We start from the raw sequence: 23,949 nt of genomic DNA on the forward strand, positions 1-23,949 counted from the left end.
CGTAGCGAGTGTAGTTGTGCAGGCTTGTGGCAACAATCCTGTAATTGCGCCATTCATCACGCTGTTTACACCGGTATTGGCGTTCTGGATGAGTTCTGTCTAGACTGACCGGGTTCTTGTCGGGGTGCCTTGTTATGAGGCTGAGATCGGATAATTCCGGATCCCGTTGAACCTGATCAGGTTAGCGCCTGCGTAGGGAACAAGATTTCTCGTCCTGCGGCGAGTCCTCTTGTGCTTCGTCCGGGATGTTGTTCGACAATCGAACACCCCTTGAGCACTGAGCACAGCACCATCCGCTAGTTTTTTCGGCGACAGGTGCGTCCATTCGTTACAGGTTCGCTCCGACAAAAATCCACTGCCTGGATGTTGTCTGGAGAGCCCGTGATGAGTACAAAATCAAAAAACGCCACCAACCTGAGTGAGTCGGCCAAGGTCGATGAACAGTCGGTTCAGCCCTTTACCCGCTCGCAAAAAATCTATGTTCAGGGCTCGCGCCCGGACATTCGCGTGCCGATGCGTGAAATCACTCTGGACGTGACGCCTACCGACTTCGGTGGCGAAATCAACGCGCCGGTCACCGTTTATGACACCTCCGGTCCGTACACCGACCCCAATGTCGTCATCGACGTGCGCAAGGGGCTGGGCGATGTGCGTTCCGCCTGGATCGACGACCGTGGCGATACCGAGCGTCTGGCCGGTCTGAGCTCCAACTTCGGCCAGGAACGCCTCGCCGACCCGGAACTGACCAAGTTGCGTTTTGCCCACGTCAACAACCCGCGCCGCGCCAAGGCGGGTGCCAACGTCAGCCAGATGCACTACGCCCGCAAAGGCATCATCACCGCCGAGATGGAATACGTCGCCATCCGCGAAAACATGAAGCTGCAGGAAGCGCGCGCTGCCGGTCTGTTGACCCAGCAACACGCCGGCCACAGCTTCGGCGCCAGTATCCCGAAAGAAATCACCGCCGAATTCGTACGTGAAGAAATCGCCCGCGGCCGCGCGATCATCCCGGCCAACATCAACCACGTCGAACTGGAACCGATGATCATCGGCCGTAACTTCCTGGTGAAGATCAACGGCAACATCGGCAACAGCGCATTGGGTTCGTCCATCGAAGAAGAAGTGGCGAAACTGACCTGGGGCATTCGCTGGGGTTCAGACACCGTCATGGACTTGTCCACCGGCAAGCACATTCACGAAACCCGCGAGTGGATCATCCGTAATTCGCCAGTGCCGATCGGTACCGTTCCGATCTACCAGGCGCTTGAGAAGGTCAACGGCGTGGCCGAGGACCTGACCTGGGAGCTGTTCCGCGACACGCTGATCGAACAGGCCGAGCAGGGCGTCGACTACTTCACCATCCACGCTGGCGTGTTGCTGCGCTACGTGCCGATGACCGCCAAGCGCGTCACCGGGATCGTCTCCCGTGGCGGCTCGATCATGGCCAAGTGGTGCCTGGCGCATCACAAAGAGAATTTCCTCTACACCCATTTCGACGAAATCTGCGAAATCATGAAGGCCTACGACGTCAGCTTCTCGCTGGGCGACGGCCTGCGTCCGGGCTCGATTGCCGACGCCAACGACGAAGCGCAGTTCGGTGAGCTGGAAACCCTCGGCGAGCTGACCAAAATCGCCTGGAAGCACGACGTGCAGTGCATGATCGAAGGCCCGGGCCACGTGCCGATGCAGTTGATCAAGGAGAACATGGACAAGCAGCTGGAGTGCTGCGACGAGGCGCCGTTCTACACCCTCGGCCCGCTGACCACCGACATCGCTCCGGGTTACGACCACATCACCTCCGGTATCGGTGCGGCGATGATCGGCTGGTTCGGTTGCGCCATGCTCTGCTACGTCACGCCGAAGGAACACTTGGGCCTGCCGAACAAGGATGACGTGAAGACCGGGATCATTACTTACAAGATCGCGGCCCATGCGGCGGACTTGGCCAAGGGACATCCGGGCGCGCAGATCCGTGACAACGCCTTGAGCAAGGCGCGTTTCGAGTTCCGTTGGGAAGACCAGTTCAACCTCGGTCTGGATCCGGACACCGCTCGTTCGTACCACGATGAAACCCTGCCGAAGGATTCGGCCAAGGTCGCGCATTTCTGCTCCATGTGCGGGCCGAAATTCTGCTCGATGAAAATCACCCAGGAAGTCCGCGAATACGCAGCCAACCAGCGGATTGAAGCGGTCGATGTAGATGTGGCGCAAGGCATGGCAGAACAGTCCGAGCGATTCAAGAAAGAAGGCAGTCAGCTGTACAAAAAAGTTTGATCCAGTAGCCATGATCGTTCCCACGCTCCAGCGTGGGAATGCCTCACGGGACGCTCTGCGTCCGCTTCGGCAATGACGCGCAGCGTCATAGGCTGTGTTCCCACGCAGAGCGTGGGAACGATCAAACGCACATATTTCCTCTGAGATAACACCCTTGAGCATTCCAATCAGCACCTATTCTCCTGATCGCGCTGTGCCTCTGGCGCAACGCGTGTTCGGCGCGCGTGATCTGTTTTCCCTGTGGTTTTCCCTCGGCATCGGCCTGATGGTCTTGCAGACCGGCGCTTTGCTTGCACCAGGCCTGGGCCTGTCCGGTTCGTTACTGGCGATTTTTCTGGGCACCGCGGTAGGCGTTCTGCTGCTGGCCGCGGTTGGCGTGATCGGCAGCGACACGGGTCTGTCGTCCATGGCCGCACTCAAGCTCAGCCTTGGCACTCGCGGTGCGAGCCTGCCGGCGGTGTTGAACCTGCTGCAACTGATCGGTTGGGGATCGTTCGAAATCATCGTCATGCGCGATGCTGCCAGCCTGCTCGGTGCGCGGGCTTTCAGCGACGGCAGCCTGTTGGCTAATCCGTTGCTCTGGACCTTGGCGTTCGGAGCCTTGGCGACCTTGCTTGCGGTGAGCGGGCCACTGACCTTTGTGCGGCAGATCCTGCGCAAATGGGGTATCTGGTTGCTGCTGGCGGCCTGCACCTGGTTGACCTGGAACCTGTTTGCCAAGGCCGATCTGGCCGCGTTGTGGGCTCAGGCCGGTGACGGTTCGCTGCCGTTTGCAGTGGGTTTCGACATCGCCATTGCCATGCCGCTGTCCTGGCTGCCGTTGATTGCCGACTACTCGCGCTTTGGCAAGCGCGCCAAAAGCGTGTTCGGTGGCACGGCGCTGGGGTTCTTTATCGGTAACTTCTGGCTGATGAGCCTGGGTGTTGCCTACACCCTGGCGTTCGCGCCGAGCGGTGAAGTGAATGCCTTGTTGCTGGCGCTGGCCGGTGCTGGCCTGGGGATTCCGCTGCTGCTGATTCTGCTGGACGAGTCAGAAAACGCCTTCGCAGACATTCACTCGGCAGCGGTGTCCAGCGGGATTCTGTTGCGCTTGAAAGTCGAACATCTGGCGTTGTCTATCGGCGTCATCTGCACGCTGATCGCGTGCTTCGCGCCGTTGGCGCAGTACCAGAACTTCCTGCTATTGATCGGCTCGGTATTCGCGCCGCTGTTCGGTGTGGTGCTGGTGGATCATTTCATTCTGCGCAAGCGCAGTGCACAGCTGGTGTCATCAGCGTTGCGCTGGCCGGCACTGTTGGCCTGGTTGGGCGGGGTGAGCACCTATCACCTGCTGGCCAATCTCTATCCCCAGATCGGCGCAACCCTGCCGTCACTGGTACTGGCAGGGCTGTTGCAGTTCGTGCTGGGCCGGGCTTTCAGCTTCGGCCGGGAAACAGCTCAGGCTTGAGAATGCCGCTCAGGCGCGGGTAGGGGATATTCAGTTCGATGTGGCCCAGTGCATAAGGCGCAATGGTGGACACCTCGTACTTGAGGATCACCCCGCCGTTGGTCAGTGCCACATGCGGAGTTTTCTGGAATGGCCAGCTTTTCACAAACTCAGGCTCCTGATCCAGCCTGGTGTTGATCAGCCAGCTGTTGTGAGCCACCTGCACGGCCTTCCAGAACGCCTCTTCCTGCCCCGGCAGCAACATATCCGACAGATTCAGCACCTTGTGCTGCTGGCGCGAATAGTTGATGAAGCCACGTCCCGGCTGACCCTGGACATCGCCAGTGTCCAGATAGCTGGATAATTCGATGATCACCAAGCCGTCATGCTGCTCACGTACCTTGGCCTGTAAATAGCTGCCGTGGCGGCTATCGGATTCACGCAGGAACTGCTCCCGGTAAGCGTTCAGCGACGCCGGGACCGGTGCATCCGGCGAGGTGCGGGTCAATTGCAGCAGGCGCTTTTCAATGATGCCGTCCAGTTGCGGCTCGGCAGGGAACTGCAGCGTATCGATGTTCACCAGCGGGCAATCCGGGGTGTTACAGCCTGGTTTGATCTGCTCTTGAGCGTCGCGTTTGGTTTCCAGCGGTGCCCGATAGTTGGGCTGAAACAGGCTTTGACATGCACCCAGAGTCAGGGCGATACAGGCCATGGAGGCGATTTTAAGCAGCGACATGAGCGTCCTTCATAAACCAGAGAAAGGCAAAAGTTACCGGCTTCGACTGTCAGCGGAGCAGTCAGTTCGCCGCGAGGTCGTGTTGGCGTTGAATGACTGCGTGACCGTCATTACGACCTACGCTAATTAGAGTTGGTTTGTAGTCAGCCGTCTATCCCGGCGACTGGAAAGGAGCTGCATCAACAGGCGAGAGCGCGTTAGGATGGCGCGAAGTCGAGGGGGAGCCTCGGATCGGACTGCAGGAATTAGGATTGATATGACTGACTTTGCCAACGCCACTCCGACAACCGTCGATATCGTTCGGCGCGAGAAATGCTTTCAAGGCTTTTATCAGCTTGATCGCGTACATCTGCGCCATGAGCTGTTTGCCGGCGGTATGGGTCGTGAGATCAGTCGTGAAGTCTTTGTTCGCCACGATGCAGTCTGTGTGCTGCCTTACGATCCGCAGCGCGATGAAGTGGTGTTGATCGAGCAATTTCGCGTCGGTGCACTGGGCAAGACGGCCAATCCATGGCTGATCGAGCTGGTAGCTGGTCTGATCGACAAGCAAGAGCAACCGGAAGCAGTTGCTCACCGCGAAGCGCAGGAGGAAGCTGGGCTTACGTTCTCCGCACTCTGGCCGATGATCAAATATTTTCCGTCGCCAGGTGGCAGCACCGAATACGTACACCTGTTTCTGGGGCGTTGTAATAGTACTGGGGCCGGCGGCTTACATGGGCTGGAGGAAGAAGCAGAAGATATCCGGGTGACGGTCTGGGCGTTCGAAGATGCCCTGCAAGCCGTGCGCGACGGACTGATTTCCAACGCGGCAAGCATCATTGCCCTGCAATGGCTGGCTTTGAACCGCGTTGAAGTGAGGGGGTTATGGTCGTAAACAAGTTACGCGATCGCTACCGGGTCGACCTGGTCGGGCTGCAAGCCTCCTGTGAGGCGAATTACGCTCGCTTGATGCGACTGTTGCCGGACATGCGTAACCAGCCTGTCGCACGGCGGATTGCCGTCACCCAGGGCGACCAGATGCTCGGCGTGCTGGCGCTGGAAGTGCTCCAGGCCTGCCCTTACACCACTACTTTGCGAGTGCGCCAGGAACACAGCCTGCCATGGCTGCCGATCCCGCAACTGGAAGTTCAGGTCTATCACGACGCGCGCATGGCCGAAGTCATCAGTGCCGAAAATGCCCGGCGCTTTCGCGGCATTTATCCATACCCCAATGCGTTCATGCACCAGCCGGACGAGAAGGCCCAGCTCAATGTGTTCCTCGGCGAGTGGTTGAGCCATTGCCTGGCCTGCGGCCATGAGTTCGAAGCTGTGCGATAGATGTGAACTGCGTCCGCTTCGCAGGTTTCCCCTTTTCGGTTTCCCCAGCATAATTGCGCTATTCATCCAATTTCGTGATCACGCCCTGGGAGAATGCCTTGCCGAGCGTATCCACTCTGCCCACCACCGATTCCGTGTTGCTGGTGCAGCTCTCTGACAGCCATCTGTTCGCCGACGCAGAAGGGACGTTATTGGGCATGAATACCCGCGAGAGCCTGCAAAAGGTCATCGAGCTGGTATTGGCGCAACAACCGCGAATCGATTTGATGATCGCCAGTGGCGACCTGTCCCAGGACGGTACGCTGGAGTCTTACCGGCAATTTCGTCAGATGACCGGCCAGATCGCCGCGCCAGCGCGCTGGATACCCGGCAATCACGATGAGCCCCTGTTGATGGCCGAGGCGGCCACCCAGAGCCAGTTGCTCGAATCCGTGGTGGATATCGGCAACTGGCGGATTACCCTGCTGGACTCCGCAGTGCCGGGCTCGGTACCGGGGTATTTACAGGATGAGCAGTTGCAGTTGCTCGCCCGATCCTTGAGCGAAGCTCCAGAGCGCCATCATCTGGTGTGTTTTCACCATCACCCGGTTTCCATCGGTTGCGCCTGGATGGCGCCGATCGGTCTGCGCAATCCTGAGGCGCTATTTGCGGTACTTGACCGTTTCCCTCAGGTTCGCGCAGTGCTTTGGGGGCATGTACACCAGGAAATCGATCAGCGGCGCAATGACGTGCGTCTTCTGGCTTCGCCGTCGACTTGCATCCAGTTCGAACCCGGCAGCGAAGATTTCAAGGTCGATGACCTCGCGCCGGGCTATCGCTGGTTGCGTTTGTTGTCGGACGGACGGCTGGAAACCGGGGTTGAGCGGGTGACCGGCTTCGATTTCCAGGTCGACTATGGCGGCAAGGGGTACTGACGTTGTAGCAGCTGGCGAAGCCTGCGTTCGGCTCGGTCCGCGTTCGGGCGCAGCAGTCGTAAAACCTGACGACGCGGATCTTCAGAGAAGTCGGGGGGGCATCGGGCTAGCGAGTCCTTCGGCCTCGAACGCAGGCTTCGCCAGCTGCCACGAGAGCCAGATACATCTCAGAGCAAGTCAATCCACGCCAGTCCCTGTAAACTGCCCCCCATCTTTGGCTGATGCATAGCGGGAGCTCGCATGTCCGGTTCGATCCTGTATATCCACGGTTTCAACAGCGCGCCCGCGTCGAAAAAGGCCTGTCAGTTGATCAGCGTGATGGACAGTCTTGGCTTGAGTGAACAATTGCAGGTGCCAGCCCTGCATCACCACCCGCGTGAGGCGATTGGCCAGCTGGAGCGGGCGATTGCCGAACTTGGTCGACCACTGCTGGTCGGCAGCTCCCTCGGCGGCTACTATGCGACTCACCTTGCCGAGCGCCATGGCCTCAAAGCCTTGTTGATCAACCCCGCCGTCAGCCCCCATCGGATGTTCGACGGATACCTGGGCAGTCAGAAAAACCTGTATACCGATGAAACCTGGGAATTGACCCACGACCATATAACGGCCCTGGCCGAACTGGAAGTGCCGGCGCCCCAGGACCCGGTGCGGTTTCGAGTCTGGTTGCAGACAGGTGACGAGACCCTGGACTATCGCCTCGCCCAGCAGTATTACCGAGCCTGTGCCTTGCGTATCCAGGCTGGCGGCGACCATGGTTTTCAGGGTTTTGCCGGGCAGTTACCGGCCCTGTTGAGTTTTGCCGGCATCGGCGCAGATCAGTATCAGGCGATCGATTTCACCGCACTGTGAAATCCCTGGCCCCTATTTTCATTGAACGACTAACGACGAGACCCCATGGCCACTCCCAGCGCTAGCTCTTATAACGCAGACGCCATCGAAGTCCTCTCGGGCCTCGACCCGGTGCGTAAACGCCCGGGCATGTACACCGACACCAGTCGGCCGAACCACCTTGCGCAGGAAGTCATCGACAACAGCGTCGACGAAGCGCTGGCCGGGCATGCGAAATCGGTGCAGGTGATCCTGCACGCCGATCACTCCCTGGAAGTCAGCGATGACGGCCGGGGCATGCCGGTGGACATTCACCCGGAAGAAGGTGTGTCGGGTGTCGAGCTGATCCTCACCAAGCTCCATGCGGGTGGCAAGTTTTCCAACAAGAACTACCAGTTCTCCGGCGGTTTGCACGGCGTGGGTATTTCTGTGGTCAACGCCCTGTCGACTCAAGTCCGGGTGCGCGTCAAGCGTGATGGCAACGAGTACCAGATGACCTTTGCCGATGGCTACAAAGCCACCGATCTGGAAGTGATCGGCACCGTTGGCAAGCGCAACACCGGCACCAGTGTGTACTTTGCCCCGGATCCGAAGTACTTCGATTCACCCAAATTCTCCGTCAGCCGCCTCAAGCACGTACTCAAGGCCAAGGCCGTTTTGTGCCCGGGCCTGCTGGTCAGTTTTGAAGACAAGGCTACAGGCGAGAAAGTCGAGTGGCATTACGAAGACGGGCTGCGCTCCTACCTGGTGGACGCGGTCACCGAGTTCGAGCGTCTGCCGGACGAGCCGTTCTGTGGCAGTCTCGCCGGTAATAAAGAAGCGGTGGACTGGGCCCTGCTGTGGTTGCCGGAAGGCGGCGACAGCGTGCAGGAAAGCTACGTCAACCTGATTCCGACCGCTCAGGGCGGTACTCACGTCAACGGCCTGCGTCAGGGGTTGCTGGACGCGATGCGCGAGTTCTGCGAATTCCGCAGCCTGCTGCCGCGTGGCGTGAAACTGGCGCCGGAAGACGTCTGGGAGCGGATCGCTTTCGTCTTGTCGATGAAGATGCAGGAACCGCAATTCTCCGGTCAGACCAAAGAGCGCCTGTCCTCTCGCGAGGCGGCGGCGTTCGTCTCTGGCGTGGTCAAGGACGCGTTCAGCCTGTGGCTCAATGAGCACCCCGAGCTGGGTATGCAACTGGCCGAGCTGGCGATCAACAACGCCGGCCGTCGCCTCAAGGCCAGCAAGAAGGTCGAGCGCAAACGCATCACTCAAGGGCCGGCGCTGCCGGGCAAGCTGGCGGACTGTGCCGGGCAGGACCCGATGCGTTCCGAACTGTTTTTGGTGGAAGGTGATTCCGCCGGTGGTTCGGCCAAACAGGCGCGAGATAAAGAGTTCCAGGCGATCCTGCCGTTGCGCGGGAAGATCTTGAACACCTGGGAAGTTGACGGCAGCGAAGTGCTCGCCAGCCAGGAAGTGCACAACATTGCCGTGGCCATTGGTGTCGATCCGGGGGCGGCGGACATCAGCCAGCTGCGCTACGGCAAAATCTGCATCCTCGCCGACGCCGACTCCGACGGTCTGCACATTGCGACCTTGCTCTGTGCACTGTTCGTCCAGCATTTCCGCCCGTTGGTGGATGCCGGTCACGTCTACGTCGCGATGCCGCCGCTGTATCGGATTGACCTCGGCAAAGAGATTTACTACGCGCTGGATGAAGCCGAGCGCGATGGCATTCTCGATCGCCTGGTGGCCGAGAAGAAGCGCGGCAAACCGCAGGTCACCCGATTCAAAGGTCTGGGTGAAATGAACCCGCCGCAGCTACGCGAAACCACGATGGACCCGAACACCCGGCGTCTGGTCCAGCTGACCCTGGATGATTTCGCCGCCACCTCGGAAATGATGGACATGCTGCTGGCGAAAAAACGCGCCGGCGATCGCAAGTCCTGGCTGGAGTCCAAAGGCAACCTGGCCGAGGTTCTGGCTTGATGCGGAGCGGCTTCGCCCTGGCGTTTCTGTTGTTGGCGGCCTCGGTTGGGGCTGCGCCCCTGCCTGAACTGAAGATGCTCGCCGAGCATCCGGTCGAAGGCATGCACGGCGGCAACCTCTCCGGGCTGGCGCAGTGCGGTACAGAGCTATGGACGGTTTCTGATCGCGACGATAATCAGATCTATCGGCTCGATACCCGCGAAACCGTCTGGCAGGCCGAAACGGTGCGCATCGACGTGCCGCCAGTGCCGGACAGCGGGCTGCCCTGGGGGCTGCGCATGCGTACCTGGGCGGTCGCTCCGTTACGTGGCGGCAATCTGGATTTCGAAGGTATCACCTGCGACAGTGCCGGTAATCGCTATGTGGTCAGCGAGGCCCATGCAGCCGTTCTGCAGGTACCGCCGGTGGGTGGTGCACCCGCGTGGTTGAAAGTCTCGCCGCTGATGGTTCGCCAGGCGCGTGCCAGCGGCATGCTGCTGCATTTCAATGCAGTGTTCGAAGGCATTGCCATCAATCCGGCCGGCAACCTGTTATGGCTGGCGGCCGAGCGCGAGCGCCGTGGTCTGCTGGTGGTGCATAAGCAGCAGACGGTCTGGGATTGCGACAGCAATTGTGTAGTGATGAGCGAAGGCGGGCTTGAACAACCGCCACCTCAGGTCAAAGCGACTGGCGGGCAACAAAAAGACTTTTCCGACCTGGTGTTCTACAAGGACAAGCTGTTTACCCTTGAGCGCATGGCTTATCGTATTTGTCGACGTACGCCGGCTACCGGCGAGATCGAGCGCTGCTGGTCGTTCGCCAATGACGCATTGACCGACAGTCGGCGTTACAAAACCAGATACGGCTTGGCAGAAGCCTTGACCATCGACGATGACGGCGCCTGGATCGGCGTCGACAACGGCAGCTTTACCCGTGCCGATGGCGAGAAACGACCGATTGTCTGGCGCTTTGCCGCGCCGGCCGATGGCTGGAGCGCCAAACCATGAGTCAGCAACCGCCCGGCAAACGAGTCGGACGCGTGCTGTTGGTGCTGGCCTGGGGAGCTGGACTGTTTTTGGCGACGCGGTTTTTCGGGCAGTGGGAACAGCGTCAGGAAAACCCCAATGCTGTCGTCACCTCGCAACAAGGCAAGGGTTATATCGAAGTGAAACTGGTCGGCAACGGCCAAGGGCATTTTGTTGCCAGCGGCCAGATCAACGGCCAGCCGGTGGATTTCATGCTCGATACCGGGGCGACCGATGTGTCGATTCCGTCCGGACTGGCCGAGCGCCTTGGTCTGGAAAAAGGTGCACCGGTGACCTTGAGCACCGCCAATGGTCGCAGCGAGGGGTATCGAACCCGTCTTGATAGCCTGCAATTGGGCGATATCGTCTTGCGCGATGTCCGTGCCCTGGTGGCGCCAGGCCTGAGCGGCGAGCAAGTGCTGCTGGGCATGAGCGCCCTGAAAAAACTTGAATTTACCCAGCGTGGCGGCACCTTGCTGCTGCGCCAGACAACGAATTGATGAGGCCCGCATGAGTGACATCCTTGCAGACAGCTTAGATGGCGTAGAGCGCCGATCGCTGGCTGACTTCACCGAAAATGCCTACCTCAACTACTCCATGTACGTGATCATGGACCGTGCCTTGCCGCATATCGGCGACGGCCTGAAGCCGGTACAGCGGCGTATCGTCTACGCCATGAGTGAGCTGGGGCTGGACGCTGACTCCAAGCACAAGAAGTCCGCACGGACCGTGGGTGACGTGCTCGGTAAATTTCACCCCCATGGCGACTCGGCCTGCTACGAAGCCATGGTGCTGATGGCACAACCGTTCAGCTATCGTTACACGCTGGTGGACGGCCAGGGTAACTGGGGGGCGCCGGATGATCCCAAGTCCTTCGCTGCCATGCGTTACACCGAGGCGCGGCTGTCGCGTTACTCCGAAGTGTTGCTCAGCGAATTGGGCCAAGGCACCGCGGACTGGGGGCCGAACTTCGACGGTACCCTGGACGAACCTCTGGTGTTGCCGGCCCGCTTGCCGAATATTCTGCTCAACGGCACCACCGGCATCGCCGTGGGCATGGCCACCGACGTGCCGCCGCATAATCTGCGGGAGGTCGCGGCGGCCTGCGTACGTTTGCTGGATGAGCCAAAGGCCACGGTCGAGCAGCTCTGTGAGCACATCCAGGGCCCGGACTATCCGACTGAAGCGGAAATCATCACGCCGCGCGCCGACCTGCTGAAAATCTATGAAACCGGCCGTGGTTCGGTGCGTATGCGCGCTGTATATCGCATCGAGGACGGCGACATCATCGTCACCGCGCTACCGCATCAAGTCTCGGGCGCCAAGGTCCTGGAGCAGATTGCGGCACAGATGCAGGCTAAAAAGCTGCCGATGGTCGCTGACCTGCGTGATGAGTCGGACCACGAGAACCCGTGCCGCATCGTGATTATCCCGCGCTCCAACCGGATTGATCTCGACGAGCTGATGCAACATCTGTTCGCCACCACCGAGCTGGAGTCCAGCTACCGGGTCAACGTCAATATCATTGGTCTGGACGGCAAGCCGCAGCTGAAGAACCTGCGGACCTTGCTGGTCGAATGGCTGGAATTTCGCGTTAACACCGTACGCCGTCGCTTGCAGTTTCGTCTGGACAAGGTTGAGCGTCGTTTGCACCTGTTGGACGGTTTGTTGGTCGCTTACCTCAACCTGGATGAAGTGATTCACATCATCCGTACCGAGGAGCATCCAAAAGCCAGGCTGATCGAGCGTTTCGCCCTGAGTGAAATCCAGGCCGACTACATTCTCGACACCCGCTTGCGTCAGTTGGCGCGGCTGGAAGAAATGAAGCTGCGTTCCGAGCAGGATGAACTGCTCAAGGAGCAAGCAAAGCTGCTGGCTTTGCTCGGCAGCGAAACCAAGCTGAAAAAGCTGGTGCGCACTGAGCTGATCAACGACGCCGAAACCTATGGCGATAACCGCCGCTCGCCGATCGTTTCCCGTGCCGAAGCCAAGGCGTTGTCGGAAAACGAACTGATGCCGACCGAGCCGGTCACCATCGTCCTGTCGGAAAAAGGCTGGGTGCGTTGCGCCAAGGGTCATGATATCGACGCCACCGGGCTTTCCTATAAAGCCGGGGATGGTTTCAAAACCTCGGCCGCCGGACGTTCCAACCAGTTCGCGGTGTTTATTGACTCCACCGGACGCAGTTATTCAGTGGCGGCCCACACCCTGCCATCGGCGCGGGGCCAGGGCGAGCCGCTGACCGGTCGTCTGACGCCACCGCCTGGAGCGAGTTTCGAATGTGTGCTGCTGCCCGAAGATGATGCGCTGTACGTCATCGCTTCCGATGCCGGCTACGGTTTTGTGGTCAAGGGTGAAGACCTGCAGGCCAAGAACAAAGCAGGCAAGGCGTTGCTGAGCCTGCCGAACAATGCCAAAGTGATGCTGCCGCGCCCGGTCAGTGATCGTGAGCAGAACTGGCTGGCCTCGGTAACGACTGAAGGTCGTTTGCTGATCTTCAAGATCAGCGATCTGCCACAACTGGGCAAAGGCAAGGGCAACAAGATCATCGGGATTTCCGGTGAGCGTGTGGCCAGCCGTGAGGAATATGTTACCGACATCGCGGTTCTACCGGATGGCGCGACGCTGGTACTGCAGGCAGGAAAACGCACCTTGTCGCTGAAAGCCGACGACCTGGAACACTACAAAGGTGAGCGTGGACGCCGTGGTAACAAATTGCCGCGTGGCTTCCAGCGGGTGGATGCGCTGTTGGTAGAAACTCTCAATTAGGCTGTCTAGAGCGCTCGATCTGCGATTTAACCCGTAGATCGACGTTACAACGCTGGAGTCGCGGCGCATATTCACGGATGATATGCCCTTTCAAGCGCTGGCGTGGCTGAGCGTTCTTCAGGTTTTTGAGTATTTACACTGTGGTTCGCCTTATGGCTGCCACTTGGATGGGATGATGATTGCTCTGCGCCTTCCTTTTATTCTTTTGCTCGCAGGCTTACTTGGCCTGGCGGGTTGCAGCGTACACCAGCCGGTGTCGCTGTATCAGTTGGACAGCGGAACTCCAACTCAACCAGCACAAAGCGCTGGTATGGCGGTATTGCTTGGCCCGGTGCTGGTAGCCGATTACCTGCAACGCGAAAGCCTGTTGCAACGCCAGCCTGATGGCAGCCTGCAAGCGGCGACCGACGGCCGTTGGGCGGGTAGCCTGTCCTCCGACATCAATCAGCTTCTGCTCAGGCAAGTGGCCGGGTATCTGGACAGCCAGCGCGTAGTGCTGGCCCCGGCAACCCTCGGTTTCACGCCGGATGTTCAGGTGCTGTTATCGATCACCCGTCTGGATTCGGGTGTTTCGCAGCCAGCGATTCTCGATGCTCAATGGCGTTTGATCGATCGTCGTGGCCAGGTTCGCGACAACCGCATCATTCACTTGCAGGAACAGCATGCTGGCAGCACAGCCTCTCAGGTTCAGGCCCAAGGTGTATTGCTGCAGCGCCTGGCCGAGCAACTGTCGGCGGCGCTCAAGCCGCTGGCCAATCAGCCGCCTGTAGCTGATGCGCCGCGCAAATCTGCACCTGTGCAGGTGAAGCCGGCCGAACAAGAGAGACAGCCGAAGATCCCGATGGCCTCGCCGGTCCGTACGGATATGGAAATGTTTCGGTTCTAAGGTGTTTGCTACAAAACAAAAGCCCGCATAGATGCGGGCTTTGTTGTTTTTGCATACCCCAGGACGCACAGATATTCATGCGTAGCCTTCGGCAACTGCTACGCGAGAGCCCTGTGCCGCCGCTCTCCTGATCAATAAAAAAGCCCGCAGCGATTACTCGTCTGCGGGCTTTTGCCTGGTGCTCTACCTGACTCAGCTCTTGGCTCGAGTCTCATGCATCCGCGCCAGTTGCCGTTCGAGCATCGATGGATAAGGCTCCATCAGACGCTCTACGCAGCAAGCGCCTTCGGGGCTGGCGATGGGCCGAATACGTGCGCGCTGGCGGATCAGCACGTCATCGCTGATCTTGCGTTCCACCAGCAGCAGGTTGCGGCTGTGTTGGGACAGGGCGAGGGCGTCCTGGGCTGTTTCGGTCAGCAGCAGATCAATCTGGCTCAGGGCGAAGAGTCCGTCACCCAGAGTCAGTCCAAGCTGCAGTTGCAAGGTGATGCCGCTGTCCGCGACTTCGATTTGCAGTGCATGGCCCAGTGCCCTGAGCAGCTCGCCACAGCAGATAGCGTTGGTCAGGTAATCGTCGCCGCTGTCTTCGCTGTGGAACAGCATCAGTGTGCTGCCGTCGTTCAGGGTGTGCAGTTCGCTCTGGTACAGCGAAGCCGCCTGGTCAAGGCAGTCGCGATAGCGCTCAAGCAGCTCCGTCAGACGCGCGCGGGGCAGGCGACGCAGTTGATCCTGTGCGCCAAGTTGCACAGCAAGGACTGCGCTGTGCCGTGGCTGTGAAGGGGTAACCGGTTTTGGCACCTGTTTAGGCGCAGTCGCTACAGAGTGGTCACGCAGGTCGGCGAACGGGTCGTCCTCGTCCAGATCGTCTTCTTCGGTGCTGACAATATGCCGTGGCGCTGGCTTGGGCGCGGCGACTGGTGCGGTTTCGTCGAAGCTCGGGTCGCGCAGATTGCGCACCTCGAACACCGGCTCGGCCTCTTCGGCTTCGTCGTAATCGCTGTCGTCGTAGTCCACTTCAGGCAACGGTTCAGGTTCGACTTTCTCAGGCGCGAAATTGGCGTGGAGCTGACGGGCCAGGTCACCGATTTCATCCTGACGCTGTGTCGCCGGGGTATGTTCGTCAATATCCCGTAACCAGACACGCAATTGCATCAGAGGTGTGGAGATATGCCGACCCAGGCGCAAACTCAAGGCCAGGGAGAGTGCCAGCAGAATCGCGCTGAGGATGCCCATGCTTTGCAGGCTGATGGTCATCGGCTGCTGGAACTGCTGCATATCGAGGCTGATTCGCAGGTGGCCGGCGGTCACGTCCTGGAAGGTGATCTTGGTCTGATACAGGCCTTCAGCCTCACCCAGCAGACCGTTTTTCGGTCGCTGGCCAGCCTCGGCAAGAATCCGGTTGTCCACGCTATAGATTGCAGCGTGGGCCACCAACGGGTTCTTGGTCAGGTTGTTCAGCAGCACGTTGAGGCTGAGGATGTCGTTGGACACCAGCAGTTCGGTCGCTGAAGTGGCGGTCTGGGTGGTCAGGCTCTGGCCGAGGGCATCCGCCTGCTCGTGCATCGCCTGTTTGAACTGCAGACCCATCACGCAGGCATAGATCACCAGGGCCAAGGCGACGAGGATCACGTTATGGCTGGCAATGCGCAATGCGATCGGTACACGGCGGTGGCGCAGTGCCCGGAAGATCAGCAGAAAGAAGTTATCGGTTTTAACTGGCGTAGGCCGGTTCACTGAGCTCGGCTCTTTTGTCCGTGAAGTTGAGGCGCAGTATAGCGACAGGCCCTAGACCGGCAAAGCGCTGGCTGTGCCCGATGGTCACTGAATGTGGGTAGAATGCGGTTTTTTTCCACCTGCGGGGGTGCGCCTTGCGCGAAATCGTCCTGATAAACATCACTGGTGTCGACCGTCCGGGTCTGACTGCGGCCATTACTGGCGTTTTGGCGCAGGGTGGTGTGAACATTCTCGACATTGGTCAGGCGGTGATCCACGACACTCTGTCGTTCGGCATCCTGGTTGAAATACCGAGTACCGAGCAAGGTTCTTCGGTACTCAAAGACATCCTATTCACCGCTTACAAGCTGGATCAGCAAGTGCGGTTCACTCCGGTGTCCGAAGAAGATTACCAGCAATGGGTGGGTGGCCAGGGCAAGAAGCGTCACATCGTGACGTTATTGACCCGCAAGGTGACCGCCGAACAGCTGCAGCGAGTCAGTTCGATCACTGCCAAATACGGTTTGAACATCGATCACATCGATCGTCTGTCCGGGAGGATGCCGCTGGACACTCCGGCGGACAAAGGCAAGGGCTGCATCGAGTTCTCTGTTCGCGGCGAAGCCGCTGACCCGCAAGCATTGCGCGCCGAGTTCCTCAGCGTGGCGCAAGAGCTGAACGTCGACATCGCCTTCCAGGAAGATTCACTGTTCCGTCGCAACCGTCGTTTGGCGGTGTTCGATATGGACTCGACCCTGATCGAAGCGGAAGTCATCGACGAGTTGGCCAAGGCCGCCGGTGTCGGTGACCGGGTAGCCGAGATCACCGAGCGGGCAATGGCCGGCGAGCTGGACTTCCGTGCCAGTTTCAAGGAGCGCCTGGCCTTGCTCAAGGGGCTGGATGTCAACGTGCTGGATTCGATCGGCGCTTCGCTGCGGTTGACCGAAGGGGCTGAAACGCTGTTCGCCGAGCTCAAACGTCTGGGCTACAGGACGGCAATCCTCTCCGGCGGCTTCACTTACTTCGCCAAGCAGTTACAAGCGAAATTGGGCATTGATTACGTGTTCGCCAACGAACTGGAAGTGGTCGATGGCAAGGTGACGGGTGTTGCGGTCGAGCCGATCGTGGACGCTCAGCGCAAGGCTGACTTGCTGCGCGAACTGGCCCACAAGGAAGGCTTGCGCCTGGAGCAGACCATCGCTGTTGGCGACGGTGCCAACGACTTGCCGATGCTGGCGATTGCCGGTCTTGGTGTAGCGTTCCGTGCCAAGCCGCTGGTCAAGCAATCGGCCAAGCAGGCGATCTCGACCTTGGGGCTGGATGGGGTGCTGTATTTGCTTGGTTTCAGAGATCGCGACGGGCAACTCTGAGATTGACAGAGCGCCTATATCGCGGGCAAGCCTCGCTTCTACAAGGTAGGAGCGAGGCTTGCCCGCGAAGCGGCGACAAAGGTGCTGGCCATCGCCTTTTTCGCCTCCACGAACGCTCGTGGGGCGAAAAACCAGGGGGGAAAGCGCTTACGCCTCAGGCAAAGCCATGCCTTGCCCCATCTGTACTGGCGAACCGGCAACCAGCCCTTCAGCCCATTTCACCTGATCCGGCCCGAACAATACGACGGCGGTAGAACCGAGTTTGAAGCGTCCCAGTTCAGCGCCTTTCTCCAGATGGATCGGCGCACGTGCGGCTTCGTCGTAACGTACGGTTTTCAGCTCGCGCTTGGGCGGCGTCACCAGCCCGGCCCAGACCGTTTCAACCGAAGCGACAATCATCGCCCCCACCAATACCACGGCCATCGGCCCGCGCTCGGTATCGAATATGCACGCCACGCGCTCGTTGCGGGCGAACAGTTCCGGGACATTTTCGGCAGTGGTCTGGTTGACCGAGAAAATCCGGCCCGGGATGTAAACCATCTCGCGCAGGGTACCGGCCAGTGGCATGTGCACGCGGTGGTAGTCCTTGGGCGACAGGTAAATAGTGGCGAAATCGCCGCCCATGAACGGCGCGGCTGCAGCGGCATCACCGCCGAGCAGCTCCAGCACGCTGAAGCTGTGGCCTTTGGCCTGGAATACGCGACCGTGTTCGATCGGGCCAAGCTGGCTGACCGCACCGTCCGCCGGGCTGAGGATCGCGCCCGGCGTCTGGTCCAGTGGTCGTGCACCCTCTTTCAGGGCGCGGGTGAAGAAGGCGTTGAAGTGTTCGTAAGCGGTCAGGTCTTCGACCAGCGCTTGGGACATGTCTACCTGATAACGCTTGGCGAACCAGGCGGTGAAGGCATTCTTGAACCAGCGCACGCGGCATTCGGCAATGCAGCCGGCCAGGCGCGAAAGCAGGTGATGGGGCAGCAAGTACTGGCTGAGGATAAACAAACGCTTTTTCATTAACTGTCCTTAAAAACCTTAAATCTCTACAGGCGTGTCGGGGTGGTTGCCCCATTCGCCCCAGGAGCCGGCGTAGCCTTTGACTCGCGGATAACCGAGCGCCTTGGCCACCAGATAGGTGAAGCCAGAGCGATGGTGAGTCTGGCAGTGGGTGATCACTTCTTTGTCTTTGGTGATGCCGAGCTTTTCGAGGATCTGCGGCATGTCCTTGCGGATGCGCAGGTTGCGCGCCTGATCCATGCCGGCCGTCCATTCAAAATTGACCGCGCCGGGGATATGCCCGCCTTTGGCCGCGAGGACTTTTTCGCCGGAGTATTCCAGTGGGCCGCGCGCATCCCAGATCGCCAGGTCGGCAGCGCCCAAACGGCTTTGCAGGTATTCGCGGGTGGCGGTGGGTTCGTCGTGCAGGGTCAGGGCGACTGGGCCACCCACCGCAGTCGGGACCTGGATCGACATTGGCAAACCTTCTGTCAGCCAGGCCTGCAGGCCGCCGTCGACATAGTGGTAGTGGCTGTGGCCGATGACATCCAGCAGCCAGATAAAGCGCCCGGCCCAACCGCCGCCTTCGTCGTCATAGACCACGTAGACCGCATCGGGGTTGTGTCCCAGTTCACCGAACAACGCTTCAAGAGCGGCCTGTGTCGGCAACAGGCCCGGCGCAGGCGCCTGTCCAAGCTGAGTACGTTTAGGATCGACGAAGCGTGCGCCGGGAATATGTCCCTCTGCGTAGCGGGCACTGCTGGTCAGGTCGACCAGGATCAGTTCGCGGGCGTCGAGGCGGGCGAGCAGGTCGCCGGGTTCGATCACCAACGGCAAGCCAGAGAAATCAGGCATGTGAGGTCTCCAGAGCAAAAAAGGGAGGATTGTAGCGCAAGCGTCAGGTACCGCGGTTGGTAAAGCTGTGCAGGGCCTTTTCGATGCACTGTGCGGTTTTTCCGAAGGCCTGCACAGTGATTTCCGAGAACGGGCCACCGCCCTGGTCGGCCACTAACAGCATCACCACCCGGCCGTTACTGCTCAGAGAGCGCAACAATAGATGCTCGCCGCCGAACTGGCTGCGCAGGCTGTTGGGCAGCAGTGCCGAAAATTGTGCGTTGCTGGCCGGTGTCAGACGAATTTGTGCCGGTTTTGCCAGCAGGCGTTGCAGCACGGAGCTTTGGCTGACCTGCAGGTTCAGAGCGGCCGACTCTTCGGGCAGGCCGGCAATCTGATGGACCCGCAGGCTACTCAGGCTACGGTCCGCCATCAACAGCATCACCCGGCGCATCCCGCAGGCCACCAGCGCATCGCGGGCCAAGGTGATCAGGTGCATCGCGTTGTTGAATCGGCTCGGCTCTACCAGCAATTGCGTGCAGTGTTTGCGCCACATCACCAGGTCTTCGGCCGAGGGCGGTGCTGCCGGCAGCAGGGCGCGATGAATGCGGCGTGTGTTCCAGGGCCAGAGCATCGCTTGGGCCGGGTGCCAGAGGTCGGGCATTGTATGGTTGCGTGCACTCTGTGCGGCTTGCTGGTGCAGTTGCTGCTGAAGTTCGTCCATCGGTACTTGCAGATAAAGGCCGGTCAAGTACTGCCAGCGCACATTGTGCGGACTGTCCCAGGCATGCTGAGCCGACAGCGCCAGGCCGTTGGCCAGCAGCACGGTGTTGGCCGGCTGATTCAGCCAGCGGCGCAAGGCAGGGTCGGCGTCCAGTCGCTGTTGCTGACGCAAAGGGTGATCGCTGTCACGGGCGATGTGCAGAACCTTGACCAATTCCCGCTGCTCGTTGATCAACACGCGATAGCCCTGCGCAACCCAGACCGGCAAGCGCCAGACTTCGACAAGCGCCAGGCACAATTCCAGCAGGCGCACACCGAACAATTGCTGTTCGACCTTGCGCGCTGACTCGCCCTTGTGAATCACCCTCAGCTCCCACTCTTCCAGCAATTGCGGATGCGTCAGCGTCAATGGCCAGAGCGGCGAAAGGAACAGCAAACTGCCCCAATGGATGTCCTGCCAAAGACGCGCCAGGCGGCTGGCGAACAGGCCGTTGGCCTGTTGTGTGGCGTGCTGGCTGATCAGTTGCAATTGCCGCAACGCTATAGGGATTGCTTCCTGGGGCAAGGCTGGCAGGCGCGCGAGCAATGCTTCGGTGCGCTTCAAACCGAGGCGATTGATCGCGATCTCAAGGTTTTCGGCCGGCTCGGTCATGTTGCCGTGGGTGTGGCGGTTGGCTTCGCGAATTACGCTGAGGGCCAGTGCGGGACTTTCTTGCATGAGCTCGGCGATATCGCGCATCGAACTGCGGTTATCGGCGATGGCTTTGCACACCCGGTCATGGCTGGTTTGCGGCACCGGCAAAGACACGGCGTCGAGGAGCTTTATCCAGCTTTCGAGGGTCTTGGGTTTTGCAGTTGGGACTGTCGTTTCATTAACCATGGCTGGGCGCGATCATCATTCACAATTAACACGCCCAGAAGGGGGCAAACTGGCTTTTCGCCTTATCGGGCTATAGTCTGGCGCAGTTTTGCCGATAAGTAGAAGAAGAGTTTTATTAACTTCCGAATATGACCTTGAACCCGACTCAATAAGTACTCTCCTACTATGGCTAAAATCATCGGCATCATTGTCGTATTCGCGAGCGTGCTCGGCGGATACGTACTCTCCCACGGCAAAATTGCCGCCCTGATTCAGCCTTTCGAGGTCATGATCATTGGTGGTGCAGCCTTCGGCGCATTCCTCCAGGCCAACCCCGGTTACATGACGCTGCATGTCCTCAAGAAAGCCCTGAGGATGTTCAGTTCGCGTTTCACTCACACCTTCTATCTGGAGGTGCTGGGCCTGATCTACGAGATCCTCAACAAGAGCCGTCGCGAAGGCATGATGGCGATTGAAAGCGACATCGAAGATGCAGCCGCCAGCCCGATCTTCGCCAAGTACCCGGCCGTGCTCAAAGATCAACGCATGACCGCGTACATCTGTGATTACTTGCGCATCATGTCCTCCGGCAACATGGCCCCCCATGAGCTTGAAGGCTTGTTCGACATGGAATTGTTCAGCCTGAAAGAAGATCTGGAGCATCCTTCTCACGCGGTCAACGGTATCGCCGATGCCATGCCCGGCTTCGGTATCGTCGCGGCGGTATTGGGTATCGTGGTGACCATGGCCTCTCTCGGCGAAGGTGACCAGAAAGCCATCGGCATGCACGTCGGTGCGGCGCTGGTCGGTACCTTCTTCGGTATTCTCGCGGCCTACGGCTTCTTCGGCCCGCTGGCTCATTCGCTGGCCCACGACGCCAAGGAAGAACTGAACGTCTACGAGGCCATCAAGGCTTCACTGGTGGCTTCGGCCTCCGGCATGCCGCCGTCGCTGGCAGTGGAGTTCGGGCGCAAGGTTCTGTACCCGGCGCACCGTCCTAGCTTCGCAGAGCTGGAACAAGCGGTTCGCGGTCGCTAAGTCATGGAAAATAATCAACCGATTATCATCAAGCGCGTCAAGCGCCACGCCGGCGGACATCACGGAGGCGCCTGGAAAATCGCCTTCGCTGACTTCGCGACGGCGATGATGGCGTTCTTCCTGGTGTTGTGGCTGTTGTCCACGGCGACCCCGGAACAGAAGATTGCCATCGCCGGTTACTTCAAGGACCCGATCGGTTTTTCCGAGAGCGGTACGCCGTTCATTATTGACCTGGGTGGTTCGCCGCAGCTGGCGCCGGAAAAGACCATCAACCCAGAGGTCAAGTCGCAGCCGCAGCCGGACAAGGTCATCATCGACACCGATCAAGTCGAAAACATGGCCGAAAAGGTCGAGCAGGAACGTCTCGAGCTGCTGCTGCAAGAATTGCAGAAAAAGGTTGAAGAGAGCCCGCAGCTGCAGAAATTCAAGGATCAGATTCTCTTCGAAATCACCCCGGACGGTTTGCGCATCCAGATCATGGACGCCGAGAACCGGCCGATGTTCGACTCCGGCAGTGCGCGTCTGAAGCCGTATTTCGAAGACATCCTGTTGGCCATGGCGGACACCATCAAAGCGGTGCCGAACAAGATCAGCGTCAGCGGTCACACCGATGCCAAACCCTACACCGGCACCGGCGACTTTGGTAACTGGGAACTGTCGGCCAACCGTGCCAACGCTGCGCGCCGGGCGCTGGTTGCCGGTGGTTATCCGGATACGCAAGTGGCCAGGGTGGTGGGCTTCGCCTCGTCGGCATTGTTTGACCGTGAACATCCGTTCAATCCGGTCAACCGGCGGATCGATATCGTCGTGCTGACCAAGAAAGCCCAGCGCGCCATCGAGGGCGAGCAAGGTGCCGAGCCTGCGCCAGCGCCGACACCAGGGCAGGGCGCACCAGGTGAAGTGCCAGGCGCGGCCGCCGACCCGAACGCTCTGCCGGCGGACAAGCAGCCGCTGCCGGCCCATGAGCTTCGGGAGAGACTGAACCTGTTTGAGGACAGTCCACCGAAAGCAGGCGGGGCGGGTAAAGCCGCTGAGCCAGCGAAGCAGTGACCCACAAAAAAGCCGCGATGATCGCGGCTTTCTTGTCTCTGCCGATTGCTACTTATTAATTGATCGTTCCCACGCTCCCGCGTGGGAATGCATCCTGTGACGCTCTGCGTCACCTCTACAGCGGACGCAGAGCGTCCGGGGCGGCATTCCCACGCAGAGCGTGGGAACGATCAAGATGATCGCGGCTTTTTTGTCTCTGCCGGTTGCTACTTATTAATAGCTGGTTTCCGGCAGGCTGGCGATGATCGAGCGGTAGCTGTTCATTCGCTGTTGTTGCACGCGGCCATCTTCCAGTGCCTTGAGCAGCGCGCAACCAGGCTCGCGGTCATGCTTGCAGTCACGGAAGCGGCAGGTGCCGATCAGATCGTTGAACTCGATGAAGCCTGCTTCGACGTCGGCGCGGCTGACATGGCCCAGACCGAATTCACGAATCCCCGGGGAGTCGATCAGTTCGCCGCCGCCCGGGAAGTGGAACAGCCGCGCAGTGGTGGTGGTGTGGGTGCCTTGGCCGGAGAGTTCGGACAACGGGCCGACCCGGGCTTCGACTTCCGGTAGCAGGCTGTTCACCAGCGAGGATTTGCCGACGCCGGACTGGCCGACGAACACGCTGATACGGCCGTCCAGTTGAACTTGCAACTGCTCCATGCCGTCGCCGTGGTGGGCAGACACTTCCAGCAGCGGATAACCCAGCTGTCGATAGACCGCCAGCAAGGCATTCAGCGCCGGAGCATTTTGCTCATCGATCAGATCAGCCTTGTTCAGCAGCAACAGCGGGCGAATGCCGGCATGCTCGGCAGCCACCAGATAACGGTCGATCAGGTTGGCGTGGGGTTCGGGCAGCGGGGCGAAGACGATCACGATCATGTCGACGTTGGCCGCGACGGGCTTGAGCTGGCCGCGACTGTCCGGGCGACAGAGTTCGGTGTTGCGCGGCAACTGCGCAACGATCACCCCGATACCCTGGTTGCCGGCACGCCAGACCACCTGATCGCCGGTGACCAGCGCGGGCAGGTTGGCGCGCAAGTGGCAGCGGAATACCTGGCCGGCCAGTTCGCCGTCGCGGGCTTCGACCTCGACCTGCACACCGAAGTGCGCGATCACCAGCCCGGTTTGTTCGGGGCCAAGATCGCCGCCCTCGAGTGCTTCCACGGCAGAGGATTCGCGTTTGGCGGCGCGGGCGGCGCGTTCGCCTTGAATCTTTTCGATGCGCCAGTTTTGGCGACGATTGAGCTGGCGTTTGGCCATGGGTG

The 23,949-nt window shown here is 59.8% G+C and carries 20 protein-coding genes and 1 riboswitch; of the genes, 14 read left to right on the forward strand and 6 right to left on the reverse strand.

The annotated features are described in order from the left end of the window. The first annotated feature begins 110 nt into the window (after positions 1–110). A riboswitch (TPP riboswitch) is annotated at positions 111–216 on the forward strand. A 168-nt stretch (positions 217–384) separates the two neighbouring features. Both thiC and cytX read left to right on the forward strand, forming a co-directional pair. Continuing rightward, positions 385–2,274: a phosphomethylpyrimidine synthase ThiC gene (gene thiC / locus AC07O1_RS01630; protein ID WP_494993409.1), complete on the forward strand. Its 1,890-nt coding sequence runs from the start codon at positions 385–387 to the stop codon at positions 2,272–2,274. Positions 2,275–2,428: 154 nt separating this feature from the next. Next, positions 2,429–3,721 (forward strand): putative hydroxymethylpyrimidine transporter CytX, encoded by a 1,293-nt coding sequence (gene cytX / locus AC07O1_RS01635; protein WP_494993410.1) that lies wholly within the window; start codon positions 2,429–2,431, stop codon positions 3,719–3,721. Here cytX and AC07O1_RS01640 read toward each other — a convergent pair. Then, complete coding sequence (locus tag AC07O1_RS01640; protein WP_495013406.1) at positions 3,690–4,436, reverse strand: RsiV family protein; 747 nt, start codon at positions 4,434–4,436, stop codon at positions 3,690–3,692. The two genes, cytX and AC07O1_RS01640, sit on opposite strands and share 32 nt — an antisense overlap. Positions 4,437–4,692: 256 nt before the next feature. Here AC07O1_RS01640 and AC07O1_RS01645 point away from each other — a divergent pair, with 256 nt between their 5' ends. From AC07O1_RS01645 to AC07O1_RS01685, 9 genes are all read left to right on the forward strand, one after another. After that, positions 4,693–5,310 (forward strand): NUDIX domain-containing protein, encoded by a 618-nt coding sequence (locus tag AC07O1_RS01645; protein WP_495087732.1) that lies wholly within the window; start codon positions 4,693–4,695, stop codon positions 5,308–5,310. Further along, positions 5,301–5,753, forward strand: a complete 453-nt coding sequence (locus AC07O1_RS01650; RefSeq protein ID WP_494993413.1) for a DUF1249 domain-containing protein — start codon at positions 5,301–5,303, stop codon at positions 5,751–5,753. The genes AC07O1_RS01645 and AC07O1_RS01650 overlap by 10 nt, the downstream gene beginning before the upstream one ends. A 98-nt stretch (positions 5,754–5,851) precedes the next feature. Beyond that, positions 5,852–6,667, forward strand: coding sequence for a 3',5'-cyclic-AMP phosphodiesterase (gene cpdA / locus AC07O1_RS01655; protein ID WP_495087733.1), 816 nt, complete (start codon positions 5,852–5,854; stop codon positions 6,665–6,667). A gap of 240 nt (positions 6,668–6,907) precedes the next feature. Continuing rightward, positions 6,908–7,516: a YqiA/YcfP family alpha/beta fold hydrolase gene (locus AC07O1_RS01660; protein ID WP_495087734.1), complete on the forward strand. Its 609-nt coding sequence runs from the start codon at positions 6,908–6,910 to the stop codon at positions 7,514–7,516. Positions 7,517–7,561: 45 nt separating this feature from the next. Continuing rightward, positions 7,562–9,466: a DNA topoisomerase IV subunit B gene (gene parE, locus AC07O1_RS01665; RefSeq protein ID WP_494993416.1), complete on the forward strand. Its 1,905-nt coding sequence runs from the start codon at positions 7,562–7,564 to the stop codon at positions 9,464–9,466. Beyond that, complete coding sequence (locus AC07O1_RS01670) at positions 9,466–10,452, forward strand: esterase-like activity of phytase family protein (protein ID WP_495087735.1); 987 nt, start codon at positions 9,466–9,468, stop codon at positions 10,450–10,452. Before parE ends, AC07O1_RS01670 begins: the two co-directional genes overlap by 1 nt. Next, entirely contained in the window at positions 10,449–10,970 is a 522-nt protein-coding gene (locus AC07O1_RS01675) for a retropepsin-like aspartic protease family protein (protein ID WP_495087736.1), read from the forward strand. Before AC07O1_RS01670 ends, AC07O1_RS01675 begins: the two co-directional genes overlap by 4 nt. A gap of 10 nt (positions 10,971–10,980) precedes the next feature. Next, positions 10,981–13,239 carry a DNA topoisomerase IV subunit A gene (gene parC / locus AC07O1_RS01680; protein WP_494993419.1) on the forward strand — a complete coding sequence of 753 codons (2,259 nt, stop codon included), beginning with the start codon at positions 10,981–10,983 and terminating at the stop codon, positions 13,237–13,239. Between the two features lie 175 nt (positions 13,240–13,414). Further along, positions 13,415–14,125, forward strand: coding sequence for a PqiC family protein (locus tag AC07O1_RS01685; protein ID WP_495087737.1), 711 nt, complete (start codon positions 13,415–13,417; stop codon positions 14,123–14,125). A 192-nt stretch (positions 14,126–14,317) separates the two neighbouring features. Here the strand turns inward: AC07O1_RS01685 and AC07O1_RS01690 are convergent, their stop codons facing one another. Next, positions 14,318–15,859, reverse strand: coding sequence for an AhpA/YtjB family protein (locus tag AC07O1_RS01690; protein ID WP_495087738.1), 1,542 nt, complete (start codon positions 15,857–15,859; stop codon positions 14,318–14,320). A 134-nt stretch (positions 15,860–15,993) separates the two neighbouring features. Here AC07O1_RS01690 and serB point away from each other — a divergent pair, with 134 nt between their 5' ends. Then, a complete protein-coding gene (serB, locus tag AC07O1_RS01695; RefSeq protein WP_494993422.1) occupies positions 15,994–17,208 on the forward strand; it encodes a phosphoserine phosphatase SerB in 1,215 nt (404 codons plus the stop codon). A 147-nt stretch (positions 17,209–17,355) separates the two neighbouring features. Here serB and asd read toward each other — a convergent pair whose 3' ends face one another. From asd to AC07O1_RS01710, 3 genes are read right to left on the reverse strand one after another with little or no spacing between them, the layout of a single operon-like run. After that, complete coding sequence (gene asd / locus AC07O1_RS01700; RefSeq protein WP_495087739.1) at positions 17,356–18,216, reverse strand: archaetidylserine decarboxylase; 861 nt, start codon at positions 18,214–18,216, stop codon at positions 17,356–17,358. 18 nt (positions 18,217–18,234) lie between these two features. Next, the gene (locus AC07O1_RS01705; protein WP_495087740.1) at positions 18,235–19,050 is read right to left on the reverse strand and encodes a rhodanese-like domain-containing protein; all 816 of its coding nucleotides are present in this window, start codon (positions 19,048–19,050) and stop codon (positions 18,235–18,237) included. 43 nt (positions 19,051–19,093) lie between these two features. Beyond that, positions 19,094–20,632 carry an HDOD domain-containing protein gene (locus AC07O1_RS01710; protein ID WP_495087741.1) on the reverse strand — a complete coding sequence of 513 codons (1,539 nt, stop codon included), beginning with the start codon at positions 20,630–20,632 and terminating at the stop codon, positions 19,094–19,096. Between the two features lie 165 nt (positions 20,633–20,797). Here AC07O1_RS01710 and motA point away from each other — a divergent pair, with 165 nt between their 5' ends. Then, positions 20,798–21,649 carry a flagellar motor stator protein MotA gene (gene motA, locus AC07O1_RS01715; protein ID WP_495087742.1) on the forward strand — a complete coding sequence of 284 codons (852 nt, stop codon included), beginning with the start codon at positions 20,798–20,800 and terminating at the stop codon, positions 21,647–21,649. A 3-nt stretch (positions 21,650–21,652) separates the two neighbouring features. Continuing rightward, positions 21,653–22,699 (forward strand): flagellar motor protein MotB, encoded by a 1,047-nt coding sequence (motB, locus tag AC07O1_RS01720; protein ID WP_495087743.1) that lies wholly within the window; start codon positions 21,653–21,655, stop codon positions 22,697–22,699. Between the two features lie 213 nt (positions 22,700–22,912). Here the strand turns inward: motB and rsgA are convergent, their stop codons facing one another. After that, the gene (gene rsgA, locus AC07O1_RS01725; RefSeq protein WP_494993428.1) at positions 22,913–23,944 is read right to left on the reverse strand and encodes a small ribosomal subunit biogenesis GTPase RsgA; all 1,032 of its coding nucleotides are present in this window, start codon (positions 23,942–23,944) and stop codon (positions 22,913–22,915) included. Between the last annotated feature and the right edge of the window lie 5 nt (positions 23,945–23,949).

Source organism: Pseudomonas sp. GW821-FHT07G10, assembly GCF_059418545.1.